This is a genomic window from Agrobacterium genomosp. 13 str. CFBP 6927, from assembly GCA_900012615.1.
Taxonomy (GTDB): Bacteria; Pseudomonadota; Alphaproteobacteria; order Rhizobiales; family Rhizobiaceae; genus Agrobacterium.
This window is the reverse complement of the sequence record LT009756.1, coordinates 1245692-1271932: the sequence shown is the minus strand read 5'-3', so window position 1 is coordinate 1271932 and position 26241 is coordinate 1245692. Positions and strand designations below refer to the sequence as shown.

Here is a 26241-nt window from a genome sequence, read left to right as displayed (position 1 = left end):
GAATGTGAGTAAAATAGGGCTTTGCGTCCTTAATCGTCCGCAAGGCCCAAGAATTGAACAGCTTTTCGGCTGCAAGCGGCACGGCGGCAACAGTAGCGTTGCATCGCCGGGTGGCGCTTCATCCACCGTTCGCCATGGCCTTGGCTCTGTACCGTCCGACCGCCGTAGCAAGCCTGTCGGCGACCTTCCCGCGCCATTCGCCATCGAGAAGCAGCTTTTCGTCTTCCGCATTGGAGAGAAAACCGAGTTCAAGCAGTACCGAGGGCACGTCATGGGCACGCAGCACCATGAAACCGGCGTAACGATGCGGATTATTGATCAGGCCGATCTGCCCCTCGAAAGAAGACACGATGTTTTCAGCAAGCGTCACCGAAAAGGCCTGGGTTTCACGACGGGTGAAATCGAGAAGGATATCGGCGACCTCGGGCGGTTCGGTGGAGGCGGCCACACCGGCGATCTGGTCGGACTTGTTTTCGCGCTCCGCCAGTTCCTGCGCCTGCCGGTCCGATGCCCGATCGGACAATGTGTAGACGGTGGCGCCCCGGATACCCTTCTGCTTCAGGGTGTCGGCGTGGACTGAAATGAACAGGTTGGCATTATTCTGCCGGGCAATCGTCACCCGTTCGGACAGCGCAAGAAACGTGTCGGATTCGCGGGTCAGGAAGGCCCTGATACCCGGCTCCTTGTTCAGCCGTTCCGCGAGCTCCTTTGCAAAGGTGAGCGTGATGACCTTTTCTTCCGTGCCGGTCGCACCGCCCGTCGCACCGGCATCGATGCCGCCATGGCCGGCATCGACCGCTATGACGAATTCCGCCTGACGCGATGTTTTGTCGCCGGGGGTGATTGCGGCGGTGGTGACAGGGGCCGGCACCTGCCATTGCTGCTCCTTCACCAGTTCGGCGAATTTGCCCTTGGTGGTGATCTCCGTATCGAGAACGAAACGAAACGACGCGCCGTCATCGCCCTTTTTGGTTTCGGCAACCGCCACCTGAACCGGTTTTTTCGCCGTCAGCACGATGCGGGCGCTATTTTGCCCCATGCTGCCGAAGCGAATATCCGAAAACAGGCCCGTCGGCTTGAGGTCGGATGCCGGAAAAGAGAAATTCACCGCCGGAAAATCCACGACGATGCGGGCGGGCGAATCGAGATAGTGAACGTCGAATTCCGGCTCTTCGGCAAAATCGAGAACGATGCGGGTACGCGCTTCATCGCCGATGATGCGGGCTTGATGGACGACAAGCGGCTCGGCGGCCAGGGCCGCAGCGGGAACCGCGGAAACATAAGCGGCGACAAGAAATGAAAAGGCGCCCGCAATCCGTGCGATTCGCGCACCAAGCGGCCCTGCCCCACCGAATATCGCTGCGCTGCGCGTGAAATTCATGGTCTTCAAGAAATTCCGTATTTCAGTCATTTTCGATAAATGGGGCGGAAAAGCACCGCGAACGGCACGATTTCGACCACGCCGGACGTTTGTTTGCGCGTTTGCGCCCCACAATCGCAGGCCTTGGTGAACCAATTATTAACCCGGAAATTCCACCAATAATATGGCATATTTAGCCAGCCTATTGCTATTATGACAGAGAAAACATACAACAAGGACGAGGGTTAAAAGTGTTGACGGGATAGATGCCCGCCGGCTGCCAATCGAAAAAGACGCTGGCGCTGCAAATCGGGCAATCATCTGCCGTCGTTACATTTATCCTGAAACTGGATCAATTCCGGCCGTGGCCGGAGACCTACCCGGTGGCAATGCCACCGCCGCTCTGAGGAGAGCAAATTCATCGGATCCCAAGGGGTCTATATATTATTGTCGTTCCGCCTGGCCAATGATGTCGCAGCAGTTTTCACATGAACCGGATACCAGGAGCAGGCCAAGCGCCTCGCCGTCGGTCCGGATGCTGCCAGTTTACAGAGGCCCGGCCGGAGACTTCATTTCCGGCACATCCTTGCACTCATATGAAAGGCTCGTCCGTGTGGCGGGCCTGTTCTCGTATAAAACAAGGCTGCGCCGAGGAGCACAGCTTACATGGCAGACAAAATGCTTATCGACGCCTCCCACGAAGAGGAGACACGCGTAGTCGTTGTCCGTGGGAACCGGATCGAAGAATTCGATTTCGAATCGGAGCACAAAAAGCAGATCCGCGGCAATATCTACCTTGCCAAGGTAACGCGGGTTGAACCCTCGCTTCAGGCGGCCTTCGTCGATTACGGTGGAAACCGCCACGGCTTTCTCGCTTTTGCGGAAATCCATCCGGACTACTACCAGATTCCGCTTGCCGACCGTCAGGCCCTCCTGAAAGCGGAAGCCGAGGATCATCGTCGCAGCGACGACTTCGAATCCGCTGATGCCCCTGAACCCGCAGCACCAATGATCGACCTTTCGCAGGTGGACCAGCCGGACGTTGGTATCGTTTCCGCGAGCGAAACCATTGAAACCGTTGTTACGGAAGAAACCGCAGCCGTCGCGGAAGAGGTCTCGGAAGAAGCAGCCGTCGAGGCCGTAGCAGAAGAAGCGCCCGCCGAGGAAGAAAAGCCGAAGAAGCGCACCCGCCGCCCCCGCGCCAAGAAGAAGACTGCGGAAGAAGCAGCAGCCGAAGCCGCTGAAGCCTCTGCCGAAGAAGACGGCAGCACCGGCGGCGAGATGGCCGCGATGGTCGATACCGATACGATTTCCGAGGAAGTCGAGGGCCTTCGCCGCGGCAATGACGATGATGACGACGACGATGACGACGATCATCACGAAAAGGAAGTGATCGAATCCGTCGGCGCCGAAGACGCCATGGAAGAGGTTCCCGATCGCGTTGCCCGCAAGCCGCGCAAGCAGTATCGCATTCAGGAAGTCATCAAGCGCCGCCAGATCCTTCTGGTGCAGGTGGCCAAGGAAGAACGCGGCAACAAGGGTGCCGCACTCACCACCTATCTGTCGCTTGCTGGCCGTTATTCCGTGCTGATGCCGAATACGGCGCGCGGCGGCGGCATTTCCCGCAAGATTACCCAGCCGACCGACCGCAAGCGCCTGAAGGAAATCGCGCGCGATCTGGAGGTTCCGCAGGGCATGGGCGTCATTCTGCGTACCGCAGGCGCCAACCGCACCCGCGTTGAGATCAAGCGCGACTTCGAATATCTGATGCGCCTGTGGGAAAATGTCCGCACGCTGACACTGAATTCCACGGCTCCCTGCCTCGTTTACGAGGAAGGCTCGCTGATCAAGCGCTCGATCCGCGATCTCTACAACAAGGATATCGGCGAGATCATCGTTTCAGGCGAAGAAGGCTATCGTGAAGCCAAAGACTTCATGAAGATGCTGATGCCGAGCCATGCCAAGGTGGTTCAGCCTTACCGCGACATTCACCCGATCTTCTCGCGCTCCGGCATCGAAGCCCAGCTCGACCGGATGCTGCAGCCGCAGGTCACGTTGAAGTCCGGTGGTTACCTCATCATCAACCAGACGGAAGCTCTGGTTTCCATCGACGTCAACTCCGGCCGTTCGACTCGCGAGCACTCCATCGAGGAAACCGCGCTGACGACCAACCTCGAGGCGGCGGAAGAAGTGGCGCGCCAGCTGCGCCTGCGCGACCTTGCCGGTCTTGTCGTCATCGACTTCATCGACATGGAAGAAAAGCGCAACAACCGCGCTGTCGAAAAGAAGCTCAAGGATTGCCTGAAGAACGACCGCGCGCGCATCCAGGTCGGCCGCATCTCGCATTTCGGCCTTCTGGAAATGTCGCGCCAGCGCATCCGCGCTTCGGTGCTGGAATCGACCACCCAGGTCTGCCAGCATTGCGGCGGCACGGGCCATGTACGTTCGGAATCCTCCATTGCGCTGCATGTTCTGCGCGGTATCGAGGAATATCTGCTGCGCAACACGACGCATAACATCACCGTTCGCACCACACCGGAAACGGCGCTTTACCTGCTCAACCACAAGCGTGGCACGATCGTCGATTATGAAGGCCGCTTCGGCGTGTCGATCATCATCGCCGCCGATTCGAGCGTCGGCGCGCAGCATTTCGCCATTGATCGCGGTGAAGCCGTTGAAAATCCGGTGAAGATCGAAAGCCTCATCCAGATGCTTCCGAACTTCGTGGAAGAGGAAGACGATTTCGTCGCCGAGGTGGAAGAGGACGAAGACGAGGAAGAAATCGTCAAGGCCCAGAGCGCCGAGCCGCGCCAGCAGCCACAGCAGAGCGACAATGGCGAGGACGGCAAGCGCAAGCGCAAGCGTCGCCGCCGCCGTCGTGGCAAGGGCGGACAAAACGAACAGAACGGTGCGCTTGATGCCGAGGCCGGAAACGAAGGCGACGATTCGGACGACGACGATAGCGTCGAAACCGATGAGGCCGGAGTGGAAGCCGATGAAAACGGCGTAAGCGAAGCTGCAACATCCGATGAGGACGGCAAGCGCAAGCGCCGTCGTCGCGGCAAGCGCGGCGGCCGCCGCAACCGCGCCGAAGACGAGGCTCTCGATGCCGCAGGCACCGAAGCTGGCGACGAAGGCGAGACGGAAGGTGAAAGCGAAGAGGCCTCCGCCGTAACTCCGGTCACCGAAGAGCCGATCGCTGCCGAGGTGGTGGAAGGCGTTGTCGCTGACATCGTTGAAGAAGAAGCGCCGAAAAAGCCGCGCCGCACCCGCAAGGCGAAGGCCAAGACGGAAACGGAAGAGGCACCGAAGGCAGAAGCCGTTGAAACGGTCGAGCCAGTGGCCGTTGAGCCGGCAATCGTCGAAGCGACCGTCGTTGATGTCGCTATCGAGGAAGTCGGTGCAGCCTCGGCCGATCTGGCTTCTCAACCGGAAGCGCCCACAACGGAAGAGAAAGTCCGCGCGAACCGGGGTAGCAACGTCTCCAGTTCGGAGCCGGTTGTGACCTCCTCCGGTACGACGGCAAATCCCGATGGTGAGGAGCCGAAGCCGCGCAAGGGCGGCTGGTGGCAGCGCAAGGGTTTCTTCTGATAGAAACTGGATTAAAAAACGCCCGCAACCATGTTGCGGGCGTTTTGCTTTTGGTGGTGCAATAACGAGCGTTTTTTATGCTTGGGCCTCTAATTGCGTCGGTTGAGGGGCCTTTTTTGTGGTCGCTCTCCTTTCCTCATCCCTGTGCCTGTCACAGGAATGAGGGTTTGAGGATGCCCGCCCGTCAAACAGACCGCGTCAGGCCGCCATCGACGCGGATGTTCTGGCCGGTGATGTAACCTGCCCCCTCAGAGGCAAGGAATGCCACGGTGGCGGCGATTTCCTCGCTCTTGCCGTAACGCTGCATCGGCACGCTCTCGCGGCGTTCCTCCGTCGACGGCAGGCTGTCGATCCAGCCGGGTAGCACATTGTTCATGCGCACATTATCGGCCGCATAGGTATCGGCGAAAATCTTCGTGTAAGAGGCAAGGCCGGCGCGGAACACGGCCGAGGTCGGGAACATGCTGCTCGGCTCGAAAGCCCAGGCGGTCGAGATGTTGACGATCGCGCCCGCCTTCTGCTTCACCATGACAGGCGCCACGATCCGCGTTGGGCGGATGACGTTCATCAGATAGACATCGAGACCCGTATGCCATTGCTCGTCGGTGATATCGAGGATGGAAGCGCGCGGGCCATGGCCGGCGCTGTTGACCAGCACATCGATGCGGCCGAATTCTTCGAGCGTCAGATCCGTGAGCCGCTGGAGATCGTCATTGGACTGGTTGGAGCCGGTGACGCCGATGCCGCCCAGCTCCTGCGCCAGCGCCTCTCCCTTGCCGGACGAAGACAGGATTGCGAGCTTGTAGCCATCCGCGGCCAGACGTTTCGCCACGGCAGCCCCCATGCCGCTGCCGCCTGCCGTTACAATCGCTACTTTTTCTGCCGACATCGCTTTTCTCCTTGTCCAATCTTAAGGGTGTCCCGCACCACATTGGCCCATCTATAACGGGTTTCAAAGGCGAGTTCGAACCAGAAAGCCTTGCAGCGGCATGCAGAAAAACTGATGCTGGATACATCAGCCTAAGCTGTTCCCTCTGCCGGATGGGCTTTCCGGCTGTCGACTGGCGCTTCCTCCCGTTCCTCCAGGCCATAGTCGCGGATCACCTGCGCGATACGCAGCCGGTAATCGGAAAAAACACCGGACCGGCCCAGCGACTGTGCGGCGCGATGTGGCAGGGTGTTGCGCCATGCCCTCACCGCCTCCTCATCCCGGAAGAAGGACAGAGAGAGCATCTTGTCCGGATTGCCGATGCTTTGAAACCGTTCAACGGATAGGAAGCCATCTATGGTTTCCAGTTCAGCCCGCAGGCCTGCCGCGATGTCGAGATAATGCTGCTTCTCGCCTTTAGCCGGCCAGACCTCGAAGATGACGGCGATCATTGTCCGCCTCCGGTACGCGGAGCGGAGGCGAGGCGCAGAAAAAGCCGGTCCTCGCGGCGGATGAACTGCTCACGGCGGGCGAATTCGTAGTTGTCCCGCCCCGCGGGATCGACGGCGAGCCTTGCCCTGTAAGCTTCGTAGGCGGCAAGATTTTCGATGTTGTAGACACCGTAGGCAATCGTGCTCGATCCCTCCTTCGGCGCATAATAACCGATCAGATCGGCCCCGCAGCGCGGTATCGCCTCACCCCATGTGCGGGCATATCGTTCGAAGGCGTCGACCTTGAAAGGATCGATCTCGTAGCGGATGAAACAGGTCAGCATCGTTTGTCTCCTCGTGGTTTACCTCTTTCTTTTACGCCATTGCCTTGCATCAATGCTTCGGTTACCATCGAAGCATGAAAGACGGACCCCTGATCGCCAATGTCGCCGCGCTGATCGGTGACCCTGCCCGCGCCAACATCCTAACCGCGCTGATGGACGGACGTGCGCTGACCGCAAGCGAGCTTGCCGAAGCCGCCGGTGTGACCCTGCAGACCGCCAGTGGGCATCTGTCGAAGCTCTCCGAGGCGCAACTCCTGAAAGCGGAAAAACAGGGGCGTCACCGCTATTTCCGTCTTTCCGATGAGGATGTGGCGCATGTTCTGGAAGCGCTTATGGGTCTTGCCCAGCGTACGGGCGCGGTCCGCGTTCGCACGGGACCGAAGGACAAGGCGTTGCGGGAAGCGCGCATCTGCTACGATCATCTGGCCGGGGAGAGCGGTGTGACGCTGCTTGCCGCCATCACCGCAAAAGGGCTCGTGACGTCAGGCGACGATCCCGCCCTGACGGAGAGCGGGCGTGATTTCTTCTCAAGCTTCGGCATCGACCTTTCGCCGCTCGAAAAAGCCCGACGTCCGATCTGCCTGCATTGCCTGGACTGGAGCGAACGCCGCCATCATCTCGGCGGCGGGCTTGGCGCATCGCTGCTTGAGGCGATGCAGCAGCGGGACTGGCTGCGGCGCGGAAACGGCCGTGTGCTGACCTTCACTGCCAAGGGCGAAAAGGCGTTTAACAGCACTTTCAGCTGCGCACCCGCCTGATCCTTTATGTGAACAGGAGAGCCGACGGCTTATTTCAGCCAGCCGGCAATACGTCCCACAGCCTCGGCTATATCCGACACGGAACCCGCATAGGAAATGCGCAGCGCCCTGTGGCCTTCCTCGGGATCGAAATCCATGCCGGGCGTCGCTGCCACATCGATTTCCGCCAGCATGCGCTTGGCAAAATCCATGCTGTCATTGGAAAAACGGCTGGTATCGACATAGGCGTAAAAAGCACCATCCATCGGGGATGCAAGCGGCAGGCCGATTTCCGGCAGGCGCGCCATCAGGAAATCGCGGTTGGTACGGTAGCTTTCCCGGTAAACATCCAGTTCCTCCGCTGCCGAAAAGGCCGCCATCGCCGCCAGCTGTGACAGCTCGGGCGGTGAAATATAAAGGCTCTGCGCCAGGCACTCGACCGGCCTGACCAGATTTTCGGGCAGGACCATCCAGCCGATGCGCCAACCGGTCATGCAATAATATTTGGAGAATGAGTTGATGATCACGGCATTGTCGGTGATTTCGAGCGCGCTCGTCTCTTCGCCGACAAAGGTAAGGCCGTGATAGATCTCATCGGAAATGAAAGCCATGTCGCGGCTTTCGCAATAGCTCGCCAGCCGCTTCAGCGCCTCACGGCCGGTAACCGTGCCGGTCGGATTGGCCGGGCTTGCCAGAAGCACGCCCTTCAGCTTGCAGCCGGCTTTCGTTTCCGCCCGCTCCAGACTTGCAGGCGTCAGCGTATAACCGGTTTCGGCGGTGACCGGCACTTCCACGACATTGAGGCCGAGCGCCTTCAGAATATTGCGATAGGCCGGATAGCCGGGTCTTGCGATGGCAACATGGTCGCCCGCATCGAAAAGGCTGAGGAAAGCGAGATTGAAGGCGGCAGATGAGCCCGTGGTCACGGCGATGCGGGCCGGATCGATCGCGACCTGGTGGCGCAGCCGGTAGTGACCGGCAATCGCCTCGCGCAGCTCGCGCAGACCCAGTGCGTCTGTGTAACCGATGCGCCCGTGTTTCAGCGCGGCCTCAGCCGCCGCAAGCGAGGCTTTCGGCGCGGGATGCGAGGGCTGGCCGACCGCCATGGAAATGACGGGGCGGCCCGCCTGCCTGCGCCTGTTCGCTTCCGCCAGGATATCCATGGCGTGAAAGGGTTCGACTGCGCTCCGCTTCGACATCGTAATCAAGGGCATGCTCTTTCCTGAACCGTATTTCAGAGACTTGCCGCAGAATCACAATCTTCACAATCATGAGATCATAATGCGGACAAGTATTTTTGCCGTATGGCATTTGGCTTAAAGTAAGGTAATTGCCTTCATAAGATTTCAAGAGGCTTCGGCCGAACAGAATGAGGACCGATATGGCGCATTTTCTCCGTTCCACCCTTCTCGCCAGCGTGACGGCCCTTTCGACGGTATTCGCCTCCCTGCCCGCCCATGCGCTCGACGAGCAGCAGAAGAAGGAAATGGGCGAGTTCATCAAGCAATATCTGATCGAGAACCCGGAAATCATGCTCGAGGTTCAGGATGCGCTTGAGCGCAAGCAATATGCGGCGCGCAATGCCAAGGCGGCGGAAGCCGTCGCCGACAACAAGAAGGCCATCTTCGAATCGAAATTCGATCTGGCGCTCGGCAACCCGGATGGCGACGTCACGCTGGTCGAGTTCTTCGATTACAATTGCGGTTATTGCAAACGCGCCATGGGCGACATGGACAATATCCTCAAGAGCGACAAGAAGGTGCGCGTCGTCCTCAAGGAATTCCCGATCCTCGGACCGGAATCGGTTGCTGCGCACCGCGTTTCCAATGCCGTGAAGCTGCTTGCGCCGGCCAAGTATCCCGAATTCCAGCGCACCCTGCTCGGCGGCCGCGGACGCGCGAATGAGGACAGCGCCATGGAAGTCGCGACCTCGCTCGGTCTCAAGGAAGCCGATATCCGCAAATCGATGGCGGAAAACCCCAATGACGAGCAGGTGCAGGAGACTTACAAGCTGGCAACCAGCCTCGGCATCACCGGCACCCCCTCCTATATTGTCGGCGACGAGGCGGTTTTCGGCGCCGTCGGCGCGGACCCGCTGAAGGAAAAATCGCCAATATGCGCAGCTGTGGCAAAGCCACCTGCTCCTGATTTCCAAAAAAGCCCCTGCATTCCCTGTGAGATGCCGGGCAAGCCGGCGCTTTCCGGCTTGCGGGGGCTTTTCCTTGGCGGCTCCGCAGTCTATAGCTGTCGCTGATTTTCTTATGGAAACTTGAATGAGCAACATCATCATCGTCATCAACGGCCCCAATCTCAACATGCTGGGAAAAAGGGAACCGGGTATCTATGGTGGCAAGACGCTGAAGGACATCGAGAATGATTGCCTTCAAGCCGGTGCCGATCTCGGTTTCGCAGTGGAATTCCGCCAGTCCAACCACGAAGGTGTGCTCGTGGACTGGTTGCATGAGGCGGGTGAACGGGCGGTGGGCGTCGTCATCAATCCCGGCGCCTACAGCCACACTTCCATCGCCCTGCACGACGCCATTCGCGCGATTTCCACGCCGGTCGTGGAAGTGCACATTTCCAACATCCACGCCCGCGAGGAGTTCCGTCACAAATCGATGGTATCACCGGCGGCGAAGGGCATGGTCTGCGGTTTCGGACCATATGGATACATCATGGCGCTTCACGCGCTGAAGAACATCACGGCATAAAAAGAAACAAAGAATAGGGTTTGTCATGTCTGAAAAGAAACAGGGTATCGACAAGGAACTGATCCGCGAGCTCGCGAATATCCTCAATGATACCGACCTTTCGGAAATCGAAGTGGAGCAGGACGACCTGCGCATCCGCGTTTCCCGCGCCGCTCCGCCCGCCACGGTCTATGCCGCGGCGCCCGCCCCCTACGCAGTACCGGCAGCAGCGCCCGCTGCCGCTCCCGCAGTTGCCGCGCCTGCAGCGCCTGCTGCCTCCGCAGCGCCTGCCCGCAACCCGGCCAATACCGTGTCCTCGCCGATGGTCGGTACGGTCTATCTGTCGCCTGCCCCGGGCGCACGTCCCTTCATCGAAGTGGGTGCAACCGTCAAGGAAGGCCAGACCATCCTCATCGTCGAAGCCATGAAGACCATGAACCAGATCCCGGCTCCCAAGTCCGGCAAGGTCGTGGAAATCATCGTCAACGACGCTCAGCCCGTGGAGTATGGCGAAGCCCTCGTGGTCATCGAATAAAGGCGGTTCAGCATGGTTTCGAAGATTCTCATAGCCAACCGCGGCGAGATCGCGCTACGTGTCCTGCGCGCCGCCAAGGAGCTTGGCATTCCGACGGTGGCCGTGCATTCCACGGCCGACGCGGACGCCATGCATGTGCGCCTTGCCGACGAAAGCGTGTGCATCGGCCCGCCGCCCTCGCGTGACAGCTACCTCAACATCCATCAGATCGTTGCGGCCTGCGAAATCACCGGTGCGGACGCCGTTCACCCCGGTTACGGCTTCCTGTCGGAAAATGCCAAATTCGCCGATATTCTCGACGCGCACGGCATCACCTTCATCGGACCGACCGCCGAACATATCCGCATCATGGGCGACAAGATCACCGCCAAGCAGACGGCGCAGGAACTCGGCATTCCCGTCGTTCCCGGCTCCGACGGTGAAGTGAAGCCCGAAAATGCGATGGAAATCGCCCGGACGATCGGCTTCCCTGTTCTCATCAAGGCGACGGCAGGCGGTGGCGGCCGCGGCATGAAAGTGGCGAAGACCGAAGCCGATCTGGAAGAGGCAGTAGCGACTGCCCGTTCCGAAGCGGCAGCAGCCTTCGGCAACGACGCCGTCTACATGGAAAAATACCTCGGCAAGCCGCGCCATATCGAGGTGCAGGTTTTCGGCGATGGTGAAGGCAATGCCGTTCACCTTGGCGAACGCGATTGCTCGTTGCAGCGCCGTCACCAGAAGGTGCTGGAAGAAGCCAATTCACCGGCACTGACAGTCGAACAACGCATGAAGATCGGCGAGATTTGCGCCGACGCCATGCGCAAGCTGAAATATCGCGGCGCCGGCACCATCGAGTTCCTCTATGAAAACGGCGAGTTCTATTTCATCGAAATGAACACCCGTTTGCAGGTGGAGCATCCGGTGACGGAAGCCATCACCGGCATGGATCTCGTGCAGGAGCAGATCAGGGTCGCTTCAGGCCAGGGCCTGTCGGTCACGCAGGCGGATATCGAATTCCATGGCCACGCCATCGAATGCCGTATCAATGCCGAAGACCCGCGCACCTTCGTTCCCTCGCCGGGCACGCTGACCTACTTCCATACGCCGGGCGGCCTTGGCGTGCGCGTCGATTCGGGTGCCTATCAGGGCTACAAGATTCCGCCCTATTACGACAGCATGATCGGCAAGCTGATCGTCCACGGCCGCGACCGTGACGAATGCATTCGCCGCCTGCGTCGGGCGCTCGACGAATTCGTCGTTGATGGTATCAAGACCACGCTGCCGCTTTTCCAGGATCTTCTCCAGAATGAGGATATTCTGAACGGCGATTACGATATTCACTGGCTGGAGAAATACCTGGCCGGTGACGCGTCTCACTAAGACGATATGGCTGGGCGGCGCAGCAGAAATAACGACATAACGGTCGATATCCTGCTGCGCGCCTATTCCGCCGGCCTGTTTCCCATGGCCGATTCGGCTGACGATCCGGAGCTTTTCTGGGTCGAGCCCGAGATTCGCGGCATCATCCCGCTCAATGATTTTCACATTTCCAAAAGTCTCGCCAAGGCGATGCGCAAGAAGCCGTTCGAGATACGCTTCAACACCGCCTTCGAAGCGGTGATGGCCGGATGTGCGGCGGAAGCTCCGGACAGGCCGAGCACCTGGATCAACACCACCATTCGCAAGCTTTATACCGAGCTGCACCAGATCGGCCATGCCCACAGCGTCGAAGCATGGGAAGGCAAGGAGCTTGTCGGCGGTCTTTACGGTGTCTCGCTCGGGGCCGCCTTTTTCGGCGAAAGCATGTTTTCTCGCCGCACCAATGCCTCGAAGATCTGCCTTGTGCATCTGGTGGAGCGGCTGAGAGCGAGCGGCTTCGTACTGCTCGATACGCAATTCACAACAGAGCATCTCAAGACATTCGGCGCAATCGACGTGCCGAAGCAGGATTATGCGAAGATGCTAGACCTTGCCGTCAACCGGCCCAGCCTGCAATTCTGAAGACTTTACGTTAGGTTATTTGCTTGCCGTAGAGGGAGCGGGAACGTCCGAGTCCTGCTTGCAGCCCGTCAGCCACACGTCGTAGATCGGGTGTTCCACGGCGTTGAGGCCGGGGCTGTCGGCGAACATCCAGCCCGTGAAAATCCGCTTGATCTTACGATCGAGGGTGATCTCATCCACCTCGATGAAGGCGTCGATCTTCTGGGTTTCGGTCTGGTCGCGGGAATAACAGACTTTCGGCGTTACCTGAAGCGCACCGAACTGCACGGTCTCATCGATATAGACATCGAAGGAAGTGATGCGGCCGGTGATCTTGTCGATGCCGGAAAACACCGCCACGCGGTTTTCGAGACGAGCAGCAGAAACGGGCGAAATGAGGATGACAGCAGAGACCGCTGCAAACAGCGAGACTGTCAGCGCACGCAAAGAACGATCCCGCGTGATTTTCCTCATACGATATGTCTCCAAATATTTGCCTGTGTCGAACTGCCGACCGGATCAACGCCTAAGGGCGGAATGTGGCAAAAACCGGTGAGGCCGGATGCAAGCGCGGTGTTTTGCACAACACCGCGCATCACAAGATGCTTAGTTGCCGGGTGTCCAGGCGTCGTAGTCGCCGGTCACGCGCGGGCGCTCGCCAGCCACGGCCAACGATCCCTGAGGACGGTAGGCCTTGGACGAACCGGTGAGGTTCGGCTGATGCGGCTTCTGCCAGTCGCGCGCAACGTAGCTTTCCTGGCTCGGCGGCACGTCGGTGCGGTAATGCATCCAGCCATGCCAGCCGGGCGGAATGGCCGACGCTTCGGCATAACCGTTATAGATCACCCAGCGGCGCGGCATGCCCCAGGAGGTTGTGCCGCCTTCGTAATAGGTATTGCCCAACTCGTCCTGTCCTACCTTCTTGCCGAAACGCCAGGTATGAAACCGCGTTCCGATCGTCTGGCCGTTCCACCAGGTGAAGATTTGCGTCAGGAGAGTCTTCATTCTACGTTCCTCGGGCTTGAATGCGCCGCAGCGATTTTCCGTGCACGGCACAAGACATGCTTATGCCGCCCCTCACGGCAATTGTCCAGCATTTCGAGATATATCCGCGCTATTTCAGCTTCATCCTGAAGCCTAAATGCCGCTTCTCGAAACCCAGCCGCTCATAAAAGCGATGCGCATCCAGCCGGGCCATGTTGGACGTCAGTTGCGCAGCGTTCAGGCCCTGACGGCGGGCTTCTTCCAGGCAATGATTGATCATCACCGCGCCGATGCCGCGACCGCGCATGTCGGCGCGGGTCTGCACCGCTTCGATCAGCATGGACTTCGCCCCTCGCCCGACGAGCTTGGTCAGGATCGCCGTCTGGAAGGTGCCGACCACCTCGCCATCCAGTTCCGCCACATAGAGCGTTTCGCTCGGCGACGCTTCGATGGCACGGAAAGCGGCGAGATAGTCCGGCTGCGCCGATTCTTCCGCCGTATCCCCGTGGCCGCCGATCTCGTCAGCGGCAAAAATGGCGGCGAGTGCGGGAAGATCGTCTTCGCGCGCCGTGCGGATGATCAGCTTCTGCAATGTCTCATTCATCGGGTCAGGCTCTTTTCCATAACAATGCCAGGCAACCCCTCGATGCCCGCCATGCGCTCGATTCGGTCAACCTCGACAAATCCGACGCCTTCATAAAAGGCGATTGCGACAGTATTTTTAGGCTCGACTTCAAGACGCATGATTTCCGCATCCGGAAAGCAGGTTTCGAGTTCGGCGAAGAGATCGCGGCCGACGCCCTGCCGCTGAAGGTCGGGCGCGACATAGAGCTGGTGTAGCAGGGCCGTCTTCGCCATCTTGGTGGACATGGAGCCATAGGCCATGCCGCCAATCCGCTTGCCGTCATCGGCCACCAGAAACTCGCCGCCCTTTTTTTCGATACGGTCCTTCATGGCCTGTGGCGAATGCCAAGCGGCAATCAGCTCATTCACCTTGTCCGCGCCGTAGATGGCGTCATAGGTCGCATGCCATGTCGTGGCGAGCAACGCCCGGACGGGTTCGATATCGCGCTGGCTTGCCGTGCGGATGAAAAACATGATCTGGCTCCGTCTTGAAACAGAAATGCCGGGCGTTGATCCCGGCAGAAGTGATGTCGAATTTCGATACTCAACGTCATCCTCGGCCCAAGAGCCGAGGATCCATGCATCCGCAGGCCGTGGATGGTCGGGTCAAGCCCGACCATGACGCCGTGCAAGAGGCATGCTTCCTTATCACTCTTCCTCGATACCGAGCTTGGCCTTCACCAGCGCCTGCACCGCCTGCGGGTTGGCCTTGCCGCCCGTCGCCTTCATGACCTGACCGACGAACCAGCCGGCGAGCGTCGGCTTTGCCTTCACCTTCTCGACCTGATCCGGGTTGGCGGCGATGATCTCGTCCACGGCCTTTTCGATGGCGCCGGTATCCGTCACCTGCTTCATGCCGCGCGTCTCGACGATTTCGGCAGGATTGCCGCCTTCGTTCCAGACGATTTCGAACAGGTCCTTGGCGATCTTGCCGGAAATGGTCTCGGCCTTGATGAGATCGATGATACCGCCGAGCTGTTCGGGCGAAACCGGCGTCGTCTCGATATCCTTGCCAAATTTGTTGAGCGCGCCGAGCAGGTCGTTGATGACCCAGTTGGCGGCGGCCTTCGCATCGCGGCCGGCGGCGACGGCCTCGTAATAATCGGCAATCGCCTTTTCCGACACGAGGATCGAGGCGTCATAGACCGACAGGCCGAGATCGGCCACGAAACGGGCCTTCTTGTCGTCAGGCAGTTCCGGCAGGTCGACCTTCAGCGCTTCCACGAAGGCATCGTCGAACTCCAGCGGCAAGAGGTCCGGATCGGGGAAATAACGGTAATCATGCGCATCTTCCTTGGAGCGCATGGACCGCGTCTCGCCCTTGCCGGGATCGAACAGGCGGGTTTCCTGATCGATGACGCCGCCATCTTCCAGAATGGCGATCTGGCGGCGAGCCTCATATTCGATGGCCTGGCCGACGAAGCGGATGGAGTTGACGTTCTTGATTTCGCAGCGCGTGCCGAAACCTTCGCCCGGACGGCGCACGGAGACGTTGACGTCGGCGCGCATCGAGCCTTCATCCATATTGCCGTCGCAGGTGCCGAGGTAACGCACGATGGAACGCAGCTTGGTGAGATAGGCCTTGGCCTCATCCGACGAGCGCATGTCCGGCTTGGAGACGATTTCCATCAGCGCCACGCCCGAACGGTTCAGGTCCACGAAGGACATGGTCGGGTGCTGGTCATGCATGGACTTGCCGGCGTCCTGTTCCAGATGCAGGCGTTCGATGCCGATCTCGATATCCTCGAAATTGCCCTGACGGTCCGGACCGAGCGAAATGGTGATGGTGCCCTCGCCGACGATCGGGTCCTTGAACTGCGAAATCTGGTAGCCCTGCGGCAAATCCGGATAGAAGTAGTTCTTGCGATCAAAGATCGAACGATTGTTGATCTGCGCCTTCAGGCCAAGGCCGGTGCGAACCGCCTGCCGGACGCATTCCTCGTTGATGACGGGCAGCATGCCGGGCATGGCCGCGTCAACCAGCGATACGTTGGAGTTCGGCGCATTGCCGAATGTGGTAGAAGCGCCGGAAAACAGCTTCGAATTGGAGAGAACCTGCGCGTGTACCTCCATGCCGATCACGATTTCCCAATCGCCGGTGGCGCCGGGAATGAAGCGTTTCGGGTCGGGGGTGCGCACGTCTACAAGGGTCATCTGAAGCTCACGATATACGGGTTCTTTGGCCTTGGTGGGTAGAACAAATGGAGCGCGGGCGCAAGACATGTTGCGCCCTCTCACGCCAGGCCCGGGATTTTCGCCGATACAGGATACGGGTTTTTTACGCTTCGCGGTTTCAATTCACGTCATGGTGACGATCGCTCTCTGTTTCATGACCTATATCGCCTTCAATCTTTTCGTCTTTCTTGTCTATTGGCGGGACAAGGAAGCGGCGAGAAATGGCGCATGGCGCATCCGGGAAAGCACGCTGTTATCGCTTGCGCTGATTGGCGGCAGCCTGGGCGCAATCTCGGCACAACGGCTGCTGCGGCATAAAACGCGCAAGGAGCCCTTCCGCAGCATTCTGATATCGATCGTGATATTGCAGCTAGGCCTTGTCGCATCGCTCGCCATCATGCCGGACTGGCCGATGCGGCTGGTGGGCGCTCTGCAAACTCTATCCTAGAAAGCCGGCCCATAAAGACCGCTCTCGACCTCGGCCAATTGCTTCTGCAGGCCTACCGATTGCACCTCGCGATCGAGCTTCGGCGCATAGGAGATGGAGAGCCAGCGGACGCTGTAGCCATGGTGGCGGAAAAAGGCGACGGCCGGCTCATTCTGGGCGTGGGTTTCAAGCCGGATGGTCTCGAAACCCCTGTCCTCTATCAGCCTTTCGACATCGCCCAGCAGGTGGCTGCCGACACCTCTGCGATGAAAATCAGGATCGATCCAGAAATCGGAAATCGTCTCGTCGAAATGCTCCCGCGCCGCCCAACCCGCAACCGAGCCGCCAAACACCGCCACCCTGATCGCCAACCATGACGAGCGGGTAAAATTGGAAAAGGCGCTGGCTGCATTGTCGTAAAGGGTCGGGGTGATGCCGAGAGCCGCGGTTGCCTGTCGCCATGCCCTGAGGCCAATGGCCGCCAGAACCTCCGCTTCCTGTTCATACGCATTGCGAATGACGATCAAACCGCGCCCTCCATGGCTGGAGGAAGTAAAGCACCGGTAGCGCGATTCTGCCAGTGTAGCCCTGAGACGCAATCTCGATCCATGCGACCGCCCGCGCGGCGGAGGATGCGAAAACGCCGGACTTGACCGCAACGGCTTCGCCCGCTAACCAAAAGGCGCAAGTCAGGAGTTTTTATGTTCGCTCAATCGGAGTCCCGGTAAAGGCCCTGCCCGCAAGTTTCTTGCGCGCCGGGCCATGCTGAAACCGAGCCGGATGCCTTAACGGCACCCGGATTTGCTTTCACGCGTCTATATGACGCCGACCGGACTTCCAAAAAATGGACATTTCCCGCGCCGAACAGCGCATTCTGCACCTGCTCGCCCAGGGCGGCAGAATTGAACTCGTACGAGACGACGCCCACAAAATCGAAAAACTCGCGCTCTATACGCGTGACGGCTGGATTTTCAGCGGCCTCGATCTCCTCACCTTCCGCAAACTGAAACGGAAGAGAGCCATCGCTTCTTCCGGCGGCAAGCCTTACCGCATCACGACGCGCGGTCTGGAACTGGTGCGGGGTGAGCTGGACAATCGATGAAAAACAAACGGGCGGCATTTGATGCCGCCCGTTCGTGTAGAGAGCTTGGTGAATCCACTCACCACCACTTGGTGGGCGTGAACTTGCCGGCTGCCTGCTCGATGGCATGCGCCGTCTTGAACAGCGTTTCTTCCTCAAAGGGCTTACCGATGAGCTGAAGGCCGAGCGGAAGACCCTTGCCGTCGAGGCCGGCCGGAACCGAGAGGCCCGGAAGGCCGGCCATGTTGACGGTGATGGTGAAAACGTCTTGCAGGTACATTTTCACCGGATCGGAAGCGAGTTCCTCGTCACCGACTGCGAAGGCGGAAGACGGGGTGATCGGCGCCAGAATGGCGTCGACGCCTTCGTGGAAGACGTTTTCGAAATCGCGCTTGATGAGGGTGCGGACCTTCTGCGCCTTCAGGTAATAGGCGTCATAATAACCGGCGGACAGCACATAGGTGCCAACCATGATGCGGCGCTGCACTTCCTTGCCGAAACCGGCGGCGCGGCTCTTTTCGTACATGTCGGCAATGTCCTTGCCGTCGACGCGCAGGCCGTAACGGACGCCGTCATAACGGGCAAGGTTGGACGAGGCTTCCGCAGGCGCGACGATGTAGTAAGCAGGCAGCGCGTATTTGGTGTGCGGCAACGAGATATCGACGACCTCAGCACCGGCATCGCGCAGCCACTCGACGCCCTTGGCCCAGAGCTTTTCGATTTCTTCAGGCATGCCGTCAACGCGATATTCCTTCGGAATACCGATCTTCAGGCCCTTGAGCGACTGACCGATGGCCTTTTCGTAATCCGGCACCGGCAGGTCGACGGAGGTCGTATCCTTGGCGTCGACGCTCGCCATGGTCTTCAGCAGGATCGCGGCATCACGCACGTCACGGGCAATCGGGCCTGCCTGATCGAGCGAGGAAGCATAAGCGACGATGCCGAAGCGCGAACAGCGGCCATAGGTGGGCTTGATGCCGACGGTGCCGGTAAAGGCCGCCGGCTGGCGGATGGAGCCGCCGGTGTCGGTCGCGGTGGCGCCGGCGCACAGATGCGCGGCCACGGCTGCGGCCGAACCGCCGGAGGAGCCACCGGGCACCAGCTTCTGGTCGGAACCATTGGCGCGCCACGGGTTGATGGCCGGGCCATACCAGGAGCTTTCATTGGACGAGCCCATGGCGAATTCGTCCATGTTGAGCTTGCCGAGCATGACGGCGCCCTGATCCCAGAGGTTCTGGGTGACGGTGGATTCATATTTCGGCTTGAAGCCGTCGAGAACGTGCGAACACGCCTGCGTGTGCACGTCACGGGTGGCGAATAGGTCCTTCACGCCAAGCGGAACGCCTTCCAACTCGCCAGCCTTGCCGGCGGCGATGCGGTCGTCGGAGGCTTTCGCCATGTCGCGCGCCTTTTCAGGCGTCAAGGCGACATAGGCGTTCAGCGCGCCGTTCGCCGCATCGATGGCGGAGAGATAGGCGTCGGTCAGCTCGAGGGCGGAAAATTCTTTGGCCTTCAGCTTTTCGCGGGCTTCGGCAATGGTCAGGCTCGTCAGGTCGGTCATGGTCGGCAACGGCTTTCGAAATCTTGGAAAAATCGGGCGGCGGAGGCGGTCGCTTATTCGACCACTTTCGGGACCATGAAGAAGTCCCGGTCGGTCGCAGGCGCATTGGCGACAATGTCTTCCGCCTTGTTGCCGTCAGTCACCACGTCGGCACGCTTTTTCATCTCCACCGGGGTCACCGAGGTCATCGGCTCGACGCCGTCGACATTCACTTCCGAAAGCTGCTCGACGAAACCGAGAATGCCGTTCAGCTGGCCGAGCATATTCTGTGCTTCTTCTTCGCTGACTGCGATACGGGCAAGGCGCGCAACGCGCTTTACGGTGGCGAGATCGACGGACATGGTTCTACTCCGGTCAGAATTTTCCTACCCGCTATAATCACCATGTCCGCCATTCGCAACGGTAGAAAGCATGTCGCATCAAACTGTGTAACGGTTTTGCCGTCACGACATGCGTAAAAGCGAAAGGTCAGAAGGACAGCGCATCGCCCGGCTTGGGCGTGTGGACGCGCGCTTCCGATCCTTCCATGCCTGCCACGAACTTATCCGGGGTCTGGTCGATGATCGGGAAGGTGCCATAGTGGCAGGGGATTACATTTTCGAACTTGAAGAAACGCTGACACGCCAGCGCCGCCACGGCGCCACCCATCGTGAAACGGTCGCCGATCGGCACCAGGCCGATATCCGGCTGATGCAATTCGTTGATGAGTTTCATGTCGGAAAAGATGTCCGTATCGCCCATGTGGTAGACGGTCGGGCCATCTTCAAAATGCAGCATCAGGCCATTGGCGTTGCCAAGCGAATGCGAGACGCCATCCTCGGTGATCTGCGCCGAGGAATGCAGCGCATTGGTGAAGGTGGCGGAAAAGCCGTCGAAATGCACTGTGCCGCCAGTATTGCCCATATCGACCTTTGCCACACCCTTGGTCGAAAGCCAGGCGGCGAGATCGGCATTGGCAAGAACCGTCGCGCCCGTCTCGCGGGCAAGCTGGACGGTATCGCCCACATGGTCGCCATGGCCGTGAGTGAGGAGAATATGGGTGATACCTTCGGCAGCCGCCTTCCCGTCCTGCCCGGCAAAACCGGGATTGCCGGTGAAAAACGGATCGATGAGGATCTTCGCGCCACCATTTTCGAGGCGGAAGGCGGAATGGCCGAGCCAGGTGATTTTCATGAACTTTCTCCTTCGTGTTGCCGACATAGTGTGACATAGGACGGCCTTACAACCGCACTACCGGTATTTCAGAGAGGCGACAATGGCCGCGAATGATGACGAATACGTGTATGACGAAGCGACCGGCGAATGGCGGCCCGCTTCCGAACTGGCCGCCGAGGCATCGCGCGCAAATGAAGTCCGCGATGCCGCAGGTAATCTCCTTGCAGATGGCGATTCCGTGACATTGATCAAGGATCTGAAGGTCAAGGGCACCAGCACGGTCATCAAGCAGGGCACCGTGATCAAATCCATCCGTCTGACCGACAATCCGGAAGAGATCGATTGCAGGCATGAGGCCGTCAAGGGTCTGGTGCTGCGCACCGAATTCGTCCGCAAACGATAGGGCAGCGCGCCATGGCGATACTCACCATCGAGGAACTTGCGGAAACGCTTCAGCCCGCACAGGCTATTGCCGGCCTCGACCTTGGCACGAAAACCATCGGGCTTGCCATGTCGGACCTGTCGCGGCGCTTTGCAACGCCGCGTCCCGTTATCAAGCGGGTGAAATTCACGCAGGACGCCGAAGTGCTACTGGCCTTTGCCGAAAAGGAGAAGGTGGCCGCCTTCATCATCGGCCTGCCAATGAACATGGACGGCTCGGCAGGGCCACGTGTGCAGGCAACACGCGCTTTCGTGCGCACCATGGGTGAGAAGACTGCACTGCCCTTCATTTTCTGGGATGAGCGGCTTTCTACGGTCGCGGCCGAGCGTGCACTCCTGGAAATGGATGTCTCACGCGCCAAACGGGCCGAACGCATCGATTCGGCGGCGGCGAGTTTCATTCTTCAGGGCGCGCTCGACAGGCTTTCGGCACTTGCCCGCGCGGCCGACTGACGGCCCCGCCACCAATTGGCGATCTGCTTTCTCCTGCGGAATGCGACAATCGCAAAAACGATGAGGCTGTCGACCGCTATGGCGCGCGCAAGGAGCGGCGGCAGGCTTTCCGGCGGCAGGCCGAGAATATTGCCGTAGATCTGGAATACCAGATCATGGGTCTCGCGCGTCAGCATATAAAAACCGAAGCTCATGTCGTAATAGGAAAGCCAGTACCAGCTGCCCAGCAATGCGACGGGGCCTGCCCAGAGGATCAGAAACCACTTCATGCCGCCTGCCCCCGCGCAAACATCGTGTCGGGGACGCCGGCAAGCACCGCCCAGCGCACCAGAGCCATCAGGCAAAGGTTCAGCGCCGGCGCGTCGATATCCAACGGCAGCATCACAAAAAACGTCATCATGACGCCTAAAGCTGTCCAGCGGCTCACTTGCGGCTCCCTTATGCGCAATCATTGCGCATGGTTAACACTTCGTTAATTCACACTGGACCGGCTGCCGTGACGACGCAAATAAAAGCTGTGATTATGGTTAACACGGACGGACGGTCTGTGGACAAGCGTGCGGCCAGGGCAAAGGACAGCGCCGCCGGACGGTTGCCCGCCGGTGAAAACACGGCTGATTTTCCTCTGGTCCCACGCCAGCCTTCAAGGGCAGGACAGATGCCCGCCCTCCTGAAGCGGCTTAGCCGTAAACGCCGCGCACCAGCCTTTTGACGGCGGTGACGATCTTGTCCCAGTCGCGGTCGGATTTAAGCGGCACGCCGGCAAACTGGCCGCTGGTTGCTGCGGAAATGACGAGGTGCTGGATGGCGGCGAACAACACGGCGTTGACGGCGGCAGTGTCCACACCCTTCGGCGCCGCCAGCGAACCGCGCATGCGCTCCAGCCATTTGCCAAGCGATTTGGCGCGGGCTTCGGCAAGCTGCCTCACCTGCGGCGAACCATCCGACACTTCCCAGGCGATGATCTTGCAGACGAGAGGATCGCTACGCAGCGCATCCATGAAATAAAGCGCCAGCTTTTCCATGAGATCGCCATAGGTCAGAAGAAACATGCCGCCGGTGTCTTCGGGAATACGGTCCTTCACCCAGGAGCCGAGGTCCTCGCCGATCGCCTCGATCAGGCCGTCCAGACCACCGAAATAACGATAGATGAGCTGCTTGTCGCACCCGGCGCGACGGGCGACCGCGTTAATGCCGAAACCCTGAAAGCCCTCTTCCGCCAGCAGCGATCGCGCCGCATTAAAAATCGCCTTCTCGGTCGCGGCGCGATCCTTGACGCGCTTTTCCGGTCTGTCGGCTGAAATTGCCTCTGCGGTCGCCAGCATGCTTCCCTACCCGTCTTTTAAAAAGGCCTGACCCAAGGGGTTAACAAAGCATGAAGGCAAGGACAATGCGGCGGCGCGGATGGGAAGAAGGTTCCTGTGGATGAGTGGAGATAGAAGACTGGTATCTCCGAGATACACGGCAGAGATATTACTCCAGCGCCATGCCAAACCAAACGGTGCCGGGTGTTTCGTGGCTTTCAAGACGTTTGAAGCCGCGTGTTTCCCAAAAGCGCATACCCGCATTGTTGCGTTCGCTGGCACCGAGGTGAATGCCGTAGACGTTGTTTTGCCTTGCCATATCCAGCCAGCGCGACAAAAGCCGCGTGCCGCCGCCCTTGCCCTGCGTGCGCGGCAGAAGGTTCATGTGGATATGGGCCGGAAACGGATCCGTGAGCCAGGTCGGCGAGCGGCGCGGGTGGTGGATGAAATGAGCCCGGCGCTGGTCAGCGTCCCATGTCTGCGGGTCGCCGCCGGGGTCGGGATAAAGGGCGCGCAGATGCGGCCACCATTCCTGCTCCAGCCGCTCGTCATGCAAGGCCGTATCGAGCGCTCCGGCGATGTAACCGCAGACACCCTCCTCGTCCTCCGCCACAAAAACGGCATCGGGCCAAAGATGCAGGTAAGGCACGGAATAGATATGGCCCACCATGCGGCCGTCACGATAAAGCGGCGTCGCATCTTCGCCGGCGTCACCGGTTGCGAGACTTATGGCGTAAAGTGCGTCCTCATCTTCCAGACGGGCGGAACGAAAGGTCAGCATCTGCAGCCGCCCTCCATTGCCGCGCCACGACAGATAAATGCACGCTCCACGCCACCGCTTTTTTTCAAATCCGAGCCCCCTCCCGCCGGGAATGCAACAACCATCAGCCCTTCGTCACTCAGGACGCGGGCGGATAGAGAAGATCGATAATATAATTGGGATCGAAGCGGGAATCGAGCATGCCGTAAGTGTGGCGCCAGCCGCCGGCAAGACGGGTTTCCAGGAAAGCATCGGCGATCTTGCCGGCACCGAGACGGCAAAGCTCGGCGGCAGCGGCCGCAAGTGCGAATTGCTCCACCAGCAGGCGGGCCGCCCCTTCATCGCGCTCGGCAAGGGCAATTGCGGCGCGCAGAACATCGGTAGTCTTTTTGCCGGCAGCGCCCAGATCCCGCTCCAGCGTCTGGAAGACGAGATCGAACAGATCCTTGCCACGCTGAAGAACACGCAGCACATCCAGCGCCATGACGTTACCGGAGCCTTCCCAGATGGCGTTGACGGGTGCTTCACGGTAGTGGCGGGCAATCGGCCGCTCTTCCACGTAACCGTTGCCGCCAAGGCATTCCATCGCTTCGTAGATGAGCGCCGGCGCGATCTTGCAGCACCAGTATTTCACGATCGGCGTCATGACCCGCGCATAGGCGGCTTCCGCCGGGTTGTTACGCGCTGCGTCGAAGGCCGACGCCAGCCGGAAGGAGAGCGCCGTTGCGGCAGCCACATCAAGCGCCATGTCGGCGAGAACGCGCGTCATGATCGGCTGGCTGACCAGCATCTTGCCGAAAACCGAACGCCCGCGGGCGTAGTGTACCGCTTCGGCAAGCGAGGCGCGCATCATGCCGGCCGACGCCAGCGCGCAATCGAGCCGGGTCAGCGTCACCATGTCGAGGATGGTGCGGATGCCGCTGCCGGGATCACCGAGAATATAACCGAAAGCATCGGTGAATTCGACTTCGGCCGACGCGTTGGAGCGGTTGCCGAGCTTGTCCTTCAGGCGCTGGAAGTGCAGGCCGTTCTTTGAACCATCCTCCAGATAACGTGGCACCAGGAAACAGCCCATGCCGTCGCCCATCTGGGCCAGCATGACGAAACCGTCGCTCATCGGCGCGGACAGGAACCATTTGTGACCGGAAAGGCGATAAATGCCCTCACCCACGCGCTCGGCCGTGGTGCGGTTGGCGCGCACATCCGTGCCGCCCTGCTTTTCCGTCATGCCCATGCCGATGGTGACGGCGGTTTTCTGCAGGGCCGGTTTTTGCGAGGAATCATATTTGCGCGACAGGATCTTCGGCGCCCATTCCTTCTGCACACGCGGCGAGGCCATGATGGCGGCGACGGAGGCGCTGGTCATGGTCAGCGGGCAGAGATGCCCGGCCTCGAGCTGCGAGGTCAGATAGAATTTGGTGGCGCGGGCCTTGTGTTCGTTGCCGCGTGTTTCGGCCAGATTTTCCCAGACGCTGGAATGAAGGCCCGATGACATGGAGCGGCGCATCAGCGCGTGCCACGCAGGGTGGAATTCCACCTGATCGAGACGTTCCCCGCGCGGGCCGTGGGTGTGCAGCTGCGGCACGCCCTGATTGGCCATGCGCGCCAGTTCCTGCGCCTCGTGCGAGGTGACGTAGCGCCCGAGCTGGTCGAACTCTTCTCTCAGATTGCGTGACAGGCCGGAGGTGAGGTCGACGATCAGCGGATCGGAACGATAAGCATTGATACCGGACCAGAGGCTTGGCTGGTTCAGTTCGGCGAGCGTTTCTTCTGTCCGGGAGTTCTGGGTCATCAACTGCTTCTAGCTGCTTTTTACTCGAATTGCATAGTGGGGTGATATTGCAAAATCCTGCCCACAGGAAGCGATTGAGACGATTAAAACCGGGCATTGAACATTTTTCGGGCTGCTTCAACCGAAGGCCAGATGCGGCGAGGCAAACAAGCCGCGGCCAGGCATTGCATCCCGTGCCGAATGAGAGAGCCGGCGGCGGCCTGACGGAACAGACGCGCATTGCAGGCGTTGATTTCACGTGGGGTATCTTCACTGGGCATTCTGCGCCTTCAAGTGCTCCTCTCGGCTCATGACCTTAAGGAACAAAGCTAGATTTGGAGAAGGCCCATGGAGGCAAGCGTCAGAAAACTTTTCGAAAGATATGAGCGCTTTTTCAACAAGTCTCTCAACGGCGACATGGACATGGAAGAGGTCTCATCCCTTTATGCCTCGGACTTCATCGCCGCATCGCCTGCCGGGGTGATGACCGGGAAGAACGACGAGCAGCTGAAGCAGGTCATGACGAAGGGTTATCAGCGCTATAGGGCCATAGGAACGAAAAGGATGCGGATACGCGATATCCACCTTTCGCCCATCGATGAACATCATTGCGTCGCCCACGTCGCCTGGACGGCAACCTTTGCCGGCAAGGACCAATCGGATCTCGCCATCGATTTCGATGTTCACTATTTCGTCCAGGCGCTGGACGGGAAGCCGAAAGTTTTCGGCTGGGCCTCAGGCGATGAGCAGACGCTTTTGAAAAAGCATGGCATCATCTGACACTCACTCGCTTTGTCGCTGCCCGCCGAAATGCTGCCGGACCCTTGCGTCTTCTGGAATGATTGTAACCTCGGCCAACCCACCTCCTTCTCGCGGACTGGGGAAACATGGCCGTGTTTTCATTTCAGGCGTTGCAGGCGCTTGCCCCTG

30 protein-coding genes and 1 pseudogene are annotated in these 26241 nt (G+C 59.7%); 12 read left to right on the top strand and 19 right to left on the bottom strand.

Annotation, left to right across the window (positions count from 1 at the left end):
- Positions 1 to 118: 118 nt before the first annotated feature.
- The gene (locus tag AGR13A_RS06345; RefSeq protein WP_080834237.1) at positions 119 to 1381 is read right to left on the bottom strand and encodes an N-acetylmuramoyl-L-alanine amidase; all 1263 of its coding nucleotides are present in this window, start codon (positions 1379 to 1381) and stop codon (positions 119 to 121) included.
- Positions 1382 to 2026: 645 nt separating this feature from the next.
- Here AGR13A_RS06345 and AGR13A_RS06335 point away from each other — a divergent pair.
- Positions 2027 to 4951: an Rne/Rng family ribonuclease gene (locus tag AGR13A_RS06335; protein WP_080834235.1), complete on the top strand. Its 2925-nt coding sequence runs from the start codon at positions 2027 to 2029 to the stop codon at positions 4949 to 4951.
- 184 nt (positions 4952 to 5135) lie between these two features.
- Here the strand turns inward: AGR13A_RS06335 and AGR13A_RS06330 are convergent, their stop codons facing one another.
- The 3 genes from AGR13A_RS06330 to AGR13A_RS06320 form a co-directional block, all read right to left on the bottom strand.
- Positions 5136 to 5840, bottom strand: coding sequence for an SDR family oxidoreductase (locus tag AGR13A_RS06330; protein WP_080834233.1), 705 nt, complete (start codon positions 5838 to 5840; stop codon positions 5136 to 5138).
- A 131-nt stretch (positions 5841 to 5971) separates the two neighbouring features.
- Positions 5972 to 6331, bottom strand: coding sequence for an antibiotic biosynthesis monooxygenase family protein (locus AGR13A_RS06325; RefSeq protein WP_080834231.1), 360 nt, complete (start codon positions 6329 to 6331; stop codon positions 5972 to 5974).
- On the bottom strand, positions 6328 to 6654 hold the full coding sequence (locus AGR13A_RS06320) for an NIPSNAP family protein (protein ID WP_080834230.1): 327 nt from the start codon (positions 6652 to 6654) through the stop codon (positions 6328 to 6330). Before AGR13A_RS06320 ends, AGR13A_RS06325 begins: the two co-directional genes overlap by 4 nt.
- 74 nt (positions 6655 to 6728) lie before the next feature.
- Between AGR13A_RS06320 and AGR13A_RS06315 the strand changes: the two genes are divergently transcribed.
- A complete protein-coding gene (locus tag AGR13A_RS06315; RefSeq protein ID WP_080834228.1) occupies positions 6729 to 7412 on the top strand; it encodes an ArsR/SmtB family transcription factor in 684 nt (227 codons plus the stop codon).
- Between the two features lie 29 nt (positions 7413 to 7441).
- Here the strand turns inward: AGR13A_RS06315 and AGR13A_RS06310 are convergent, their stop codons facing one another.
- Complete coding sequence (locus AGR13A_RS06310) at positions 7442 to 8599, bottom strand: pyridoxal phosphate-dependent aminotransferase (protein WP_167377524.1); 1158 nt, start codon at positions 8597 to 8599, stop codon at positions 7442 to 7444.
- Positions 8600 to 8772: 173 nt separating this feature from the next.
- Here AGR13A_RS06310 and AGR13A_RS06305 point away from each other — a divergent pair.
- From AGR13A_RS06305 to aat, 5 genes and pseudogenes are all read left to right on the top strand, one after another.
- Positions 8773 to 9539: pseudogene (locus AGR13A_RS06305) on the top strand (DsbA family protein).
- Positions 9540 to 9664: 125 nt separating this feature from the next.
- Positions 9665 to 10102: a type II 3-dehydroquinate dehydratase gene (gene aroQ / locus AGR13A_RS06300; RefSeq protein ID WP_035217571.1), complete on the top strand. Its 438-nt coding sequence runs from the start codon at positions 9665 to 9667 to the stop codon at positions 10100 to 10102.
- 25 nt (positions 10103 to 10127) lie between these two features.
- A complete protein-coding gene (gene accB / locus AGR13A_RS06295; RefSeq protein WP_080834224.1) occupies positions 10128 to 10616 on the top strand; it encodes an acetyl-CoA carboxylase biotin carboxyl carrier protein in 489 nt (162 codons plus the stop codon).
- A gap of 12 nt (positions 10617 to 10628) precedes the next feature.
- A complete protein-coding gene (gene accC / locus AGR13A_RS06290; protein ID WP_080834223.1) occupies positions 10629 to 11975 on the top strand; it encodes an acetyl-CoA carboxylase biotin carboxylase subunit in 1347 nt (448 codons plus the stop codon).
- A gap of 6 nt (positions 11976 to 11981) precedes the next feature.
- Positions 11982 to 12596: a leucyl/phenylalanyl-tRNA--protein transferase gene (gene aat / locus AGR13A_RS06285; protein ID WP_080834221.1), complete on the top strand. Its 615-nt coding sequence runs from the start codon at positions 11982 to 11984 to the stop codon at positions 12594 to 12596.
- A 15-nt stretch (positions 12597 to 12611) separates the two neighbouring features.
- Here the strand turns inward: aat and AGR13A_RS06280 are convergent, their stop codons facing one another.
- The 5 genes from AGR13A_RS06280 to gatB all read right to left on the bottom strand — a co-directional run bounded on the left by AGR13A_RS06280 (position 12612) and on the right by gatB (position 16337).
- Positions 12612 to 13049 (bottom strand): DUF2155 domain-containing protein, encoded by a 438-nt coding sequence (locus AGR13A_RS06280; protein ID WP_035217582.1) that lies wholly within the window; start codon positions 13047 to 13049, stop codon positions 12612 to 12614.
- A gap of 132 nt (positions 13050 to 13181) precedes the next feature.
- Positions 13182 to 13580, bottom strand: coding sequence for an NADH:ubiquinone oxidoreductase subunit NDUFA12 (locus AGR13A_RS06275; protein ID WP_003521463.1), 399 nt, complete (start codon positions 13578 to 13580; stop codon positions 13182 to 13184).
- 109 nt (positions 13581 to 13689) lie between these two features.
- Positions 13690 to 14163, bottom strand: a complete 474-nt coding sequence (locus AGR13A_RS06270) for a GNAT family N-acetyltransferase (RefSeq protein WP_080834220.1) — start codon at positions 14161 to 14163, stop codon at positions 13690 to 13692.
- Positions 14160 to 14657 carry a GNAT family N-acetyltransferase gene (locus AGR13A_RS06265; RefSeq protein WP_035217585.1) on the bottom strand — a complete coding sequence of 166 codons (498 nt, stop codon included), beginning with the start codon at positions 14655 to 14657 and terminating at the stop codon, positions 14160 to 14162. The genes AGR13A_RS06270 and AGR13A_RS06265 overlap by 4 nt, the downstream gene beginning before the upstream one ends.
- A 174-nt stretch (positions 14658 to 14831) precedes the next feature.
- Positions 14832 to 16337, bottom strand: a complete 1506-nt coding sequence (gene gatB / locus AGR13A_RS06260) for an Asp-tRNA(Asn)/Glu-tRNA(Gln) amidotransferase subunit GatB (RefSeq protein ID WP_080834218.1) — start codon at positions 16335 to 16337, stop codon at positions 14832 to 14834.
- Positions 16338 to 16488: 151 nt separating this feature from the next.
- Here gatB and AGR13A_RS06255 point away from each other — a divergent pair, with 151 nt between their 5' ends.
- A complete protein-coding gene (locus AGR13A_RS06255) occupies positions 16489 to 16806 on the top strand; it encodes a DUF1294 domain-containing protein (protein WP_167377523.1) in 318 nt (105 codons plus the stop codon).
- On the opposite strand, the gene AGR13A_RS06250 is transcribed toward AGR13A_RS06255, so the two are convergent.
- On the bottom strand, positions 16803 to 17312 hold the full coding sequence (locus AGR13A_RS06250; protein WP_080834216.1) for a GNAT family N-acetyltransferase: 510 nt from the start codon (positions 17310 to 17312) through the stop codon (positions 16803 to 16805). The two genes, AGR13A_RS06255 and AGR13A_RS06250, sit on opposite strands and share 4 nt — an antisense overlap.
- 317 nt (positions 17313 to 17629) lie before the next feature.
- Here AGR13A_RS06250 and AGR13A_RS06245 point away from each other — a divergent pair, with 317 nt between their 5' ends.
- On the top strand, positions 17630 to 17887 hold the full coding sequence (locus tag AGR13A_RS06245) for a YjhX family toxin (RefSeq protein ID WP_003521470.1): 258 nt from the start codon (positions 17630 to 17632) through the stop codon (positions 17885 to 17887).
- Positions 17888 to 17945: 58 nt separating this feature from the next.
- Here AGR13A_RS06245 and gatA read toward each other — a convergent pair whose 3' ends face one another.
- The 3 genes from gatA to AGR13A_RS06230 all read right to left on the bottom strand — a co-directional run bounded on the left by gatA (position 17946) and on the right by AGR13A_RS06230 (position 20600).
- Positions 17946 to 19427 carry an Asp-tRNA(Asn)/Glu-tRNA(Gln) amidotransferase subunit GatA gene (gene gatA, locus AGR13A_RS06240; RefSeq protein ID WP_080834215.1) on the bottom strand — a complete coding sequence of 494 codons (1482 nt, stop codon included), beginning with the start codon at positions 19425 to 19427 and terminating at the stop codon, positions 17946 to 17948.
- 53 nt (positions 19428 to 19480) lie between these two features.
- A complete protein-coding gene (gene gatC, locus AGR13A_RS06235; RefSeq protein ID WP_003496362.1) occupies positions 19481 to 19768 on the bottom strand; it encodes an Asp-tRNA(Asn)/Glu-tRNA(Gln) amidotransferase subunit GatC in 288 nt (95 codons plus the stop codon).
- 127 nt (positions 19769 to 19895) lie between these two features.
- Complete coding sequence (locus tag AGR13A_RS06230; protein WP_035217592.1) at positions 19896 to 20600, bottom strand: metal-dependent hydrolase; 705 nt, start codon at positions 20598 to 20600, stop codon at positions 19896 to 19898.
- 82 nt (positions 20601 to 20682) lie between these two features.
- Here AGR13A_RS06230 and AGR13A_RS06225 point away from each other — a divergent pair, with 82 nt between their 5' ends.
- Positions 20683 to 20985 (top strand): zinc ribbon domain-containing protein YjdM, encoded by a 303-nt coding sequence (locus AGR13A_RS06225; protein ID WP_035217595.1) that lies wholly within the window; start codon positions 20683 to 20685, stop codon positions 20983 to 20985.
- Positions 20986 to 20996: 11 nt separating this feature from the next.
- Positions 20997 to 21476: a Holliday junction resolvase RuvX gene (gene ruvX / locus AGR13A_RS06220; protein WP_080834213.1), complete on the top strand. Its 480-nt coding sequence runs from the start codon at positions 20997 to 20999 to the stop codon at positions 21474 to 21476.
- Here ruvX and AGR13A_RS06215 read toward each other — a convergent pair.
- The 5 genes from AGR13A_RS06215 to AGR13A_RS06200 all read right to left on the bottom strand — a co-directional run bounded on the left by AGR13A_RS06215 (position 21428) and on the right by AGR13A_RS06200 (position 25332).
- Positions 21428 to 21745, bottom strand: a complete 318-nt coding sequence (locus AGR13A_RS06215) for a DUF6105 family protein (protein ID WP_080834212.1) — start codon at positions 21743 to 21745, stop codon at positions 21428 to 21430. The two genes, ruvX and AGR13A_RS06215, sit on opposite strands and share 49 nt — an antisense overlap.
- Entirely contained in the window at positions 21742 to 21903 is a 162-nt protein-coding gene (locus AGR13A_RS24865) for a hypothetical protein (protein WP_155275911.1), read from the bottom strand. The genes AGR13A_RS06215 and AGR13A_RS24865 overlap by 4 nt, the downstream gene beginning before the upstream one ends.
- Before the next feature lie 253 nt (positions 21904 to 22156).
- Entirely contained in the window at positions 22157 to 22801 is a 645-nt protein-coding gene (locus AGR13A_RS06210; protein WP_035217604.1) for a TetR/AcrR family transcriptional regulator, read from the bottom strand.
- A gap of 148 nt (positions 22802 to 22949) precedes the next feature.
- Positions 22950 to 23561 carry a GNAT family N-acetyltransferase gene (locus AGR13A_RS06205; RefSeq protein WP_035217607.1) on the bottom strand — a complete coding sequence of 204 codons (612 nt, stop codon included), beginning with the start codon at positions 23559 to 23561 and terminating at the stop codon, positions 22950 to 22952.
- Between the two features lie 118 nt (positions 23562 to 23679).
- Positions 23680 to 25332: an acyl-CoA dehydrogenase family protein gene (locus AGR13A_RS06200; RefSeq protein WP_080834210.1), complete on the bottom strand. Its 1653-nt coding sequence runs from the start codon at positions 25330 to 25332 to the stop codon at positions 23680 to 23682.
- 327 nt (positions 25333 to 25659) lie between these two features.
- Here AGR13A_RS06200 and AGR13A_RS06195 point away from each other — a divergent pair, with 327 nt between their 5' ends.
- Positions 25660 to 26091 (top strand): hypothetical protein, encoded by a 432-nt coding sequence (locus AGR13A_RS06195; RefSeq protein WP_080834208.1) that lies wholly within the window; start codon positions 25660 to 25662, stop codon positions 26089 to 26091.
- Positions 26092 to 26241 lie beyond the last annotated feature (150 nt).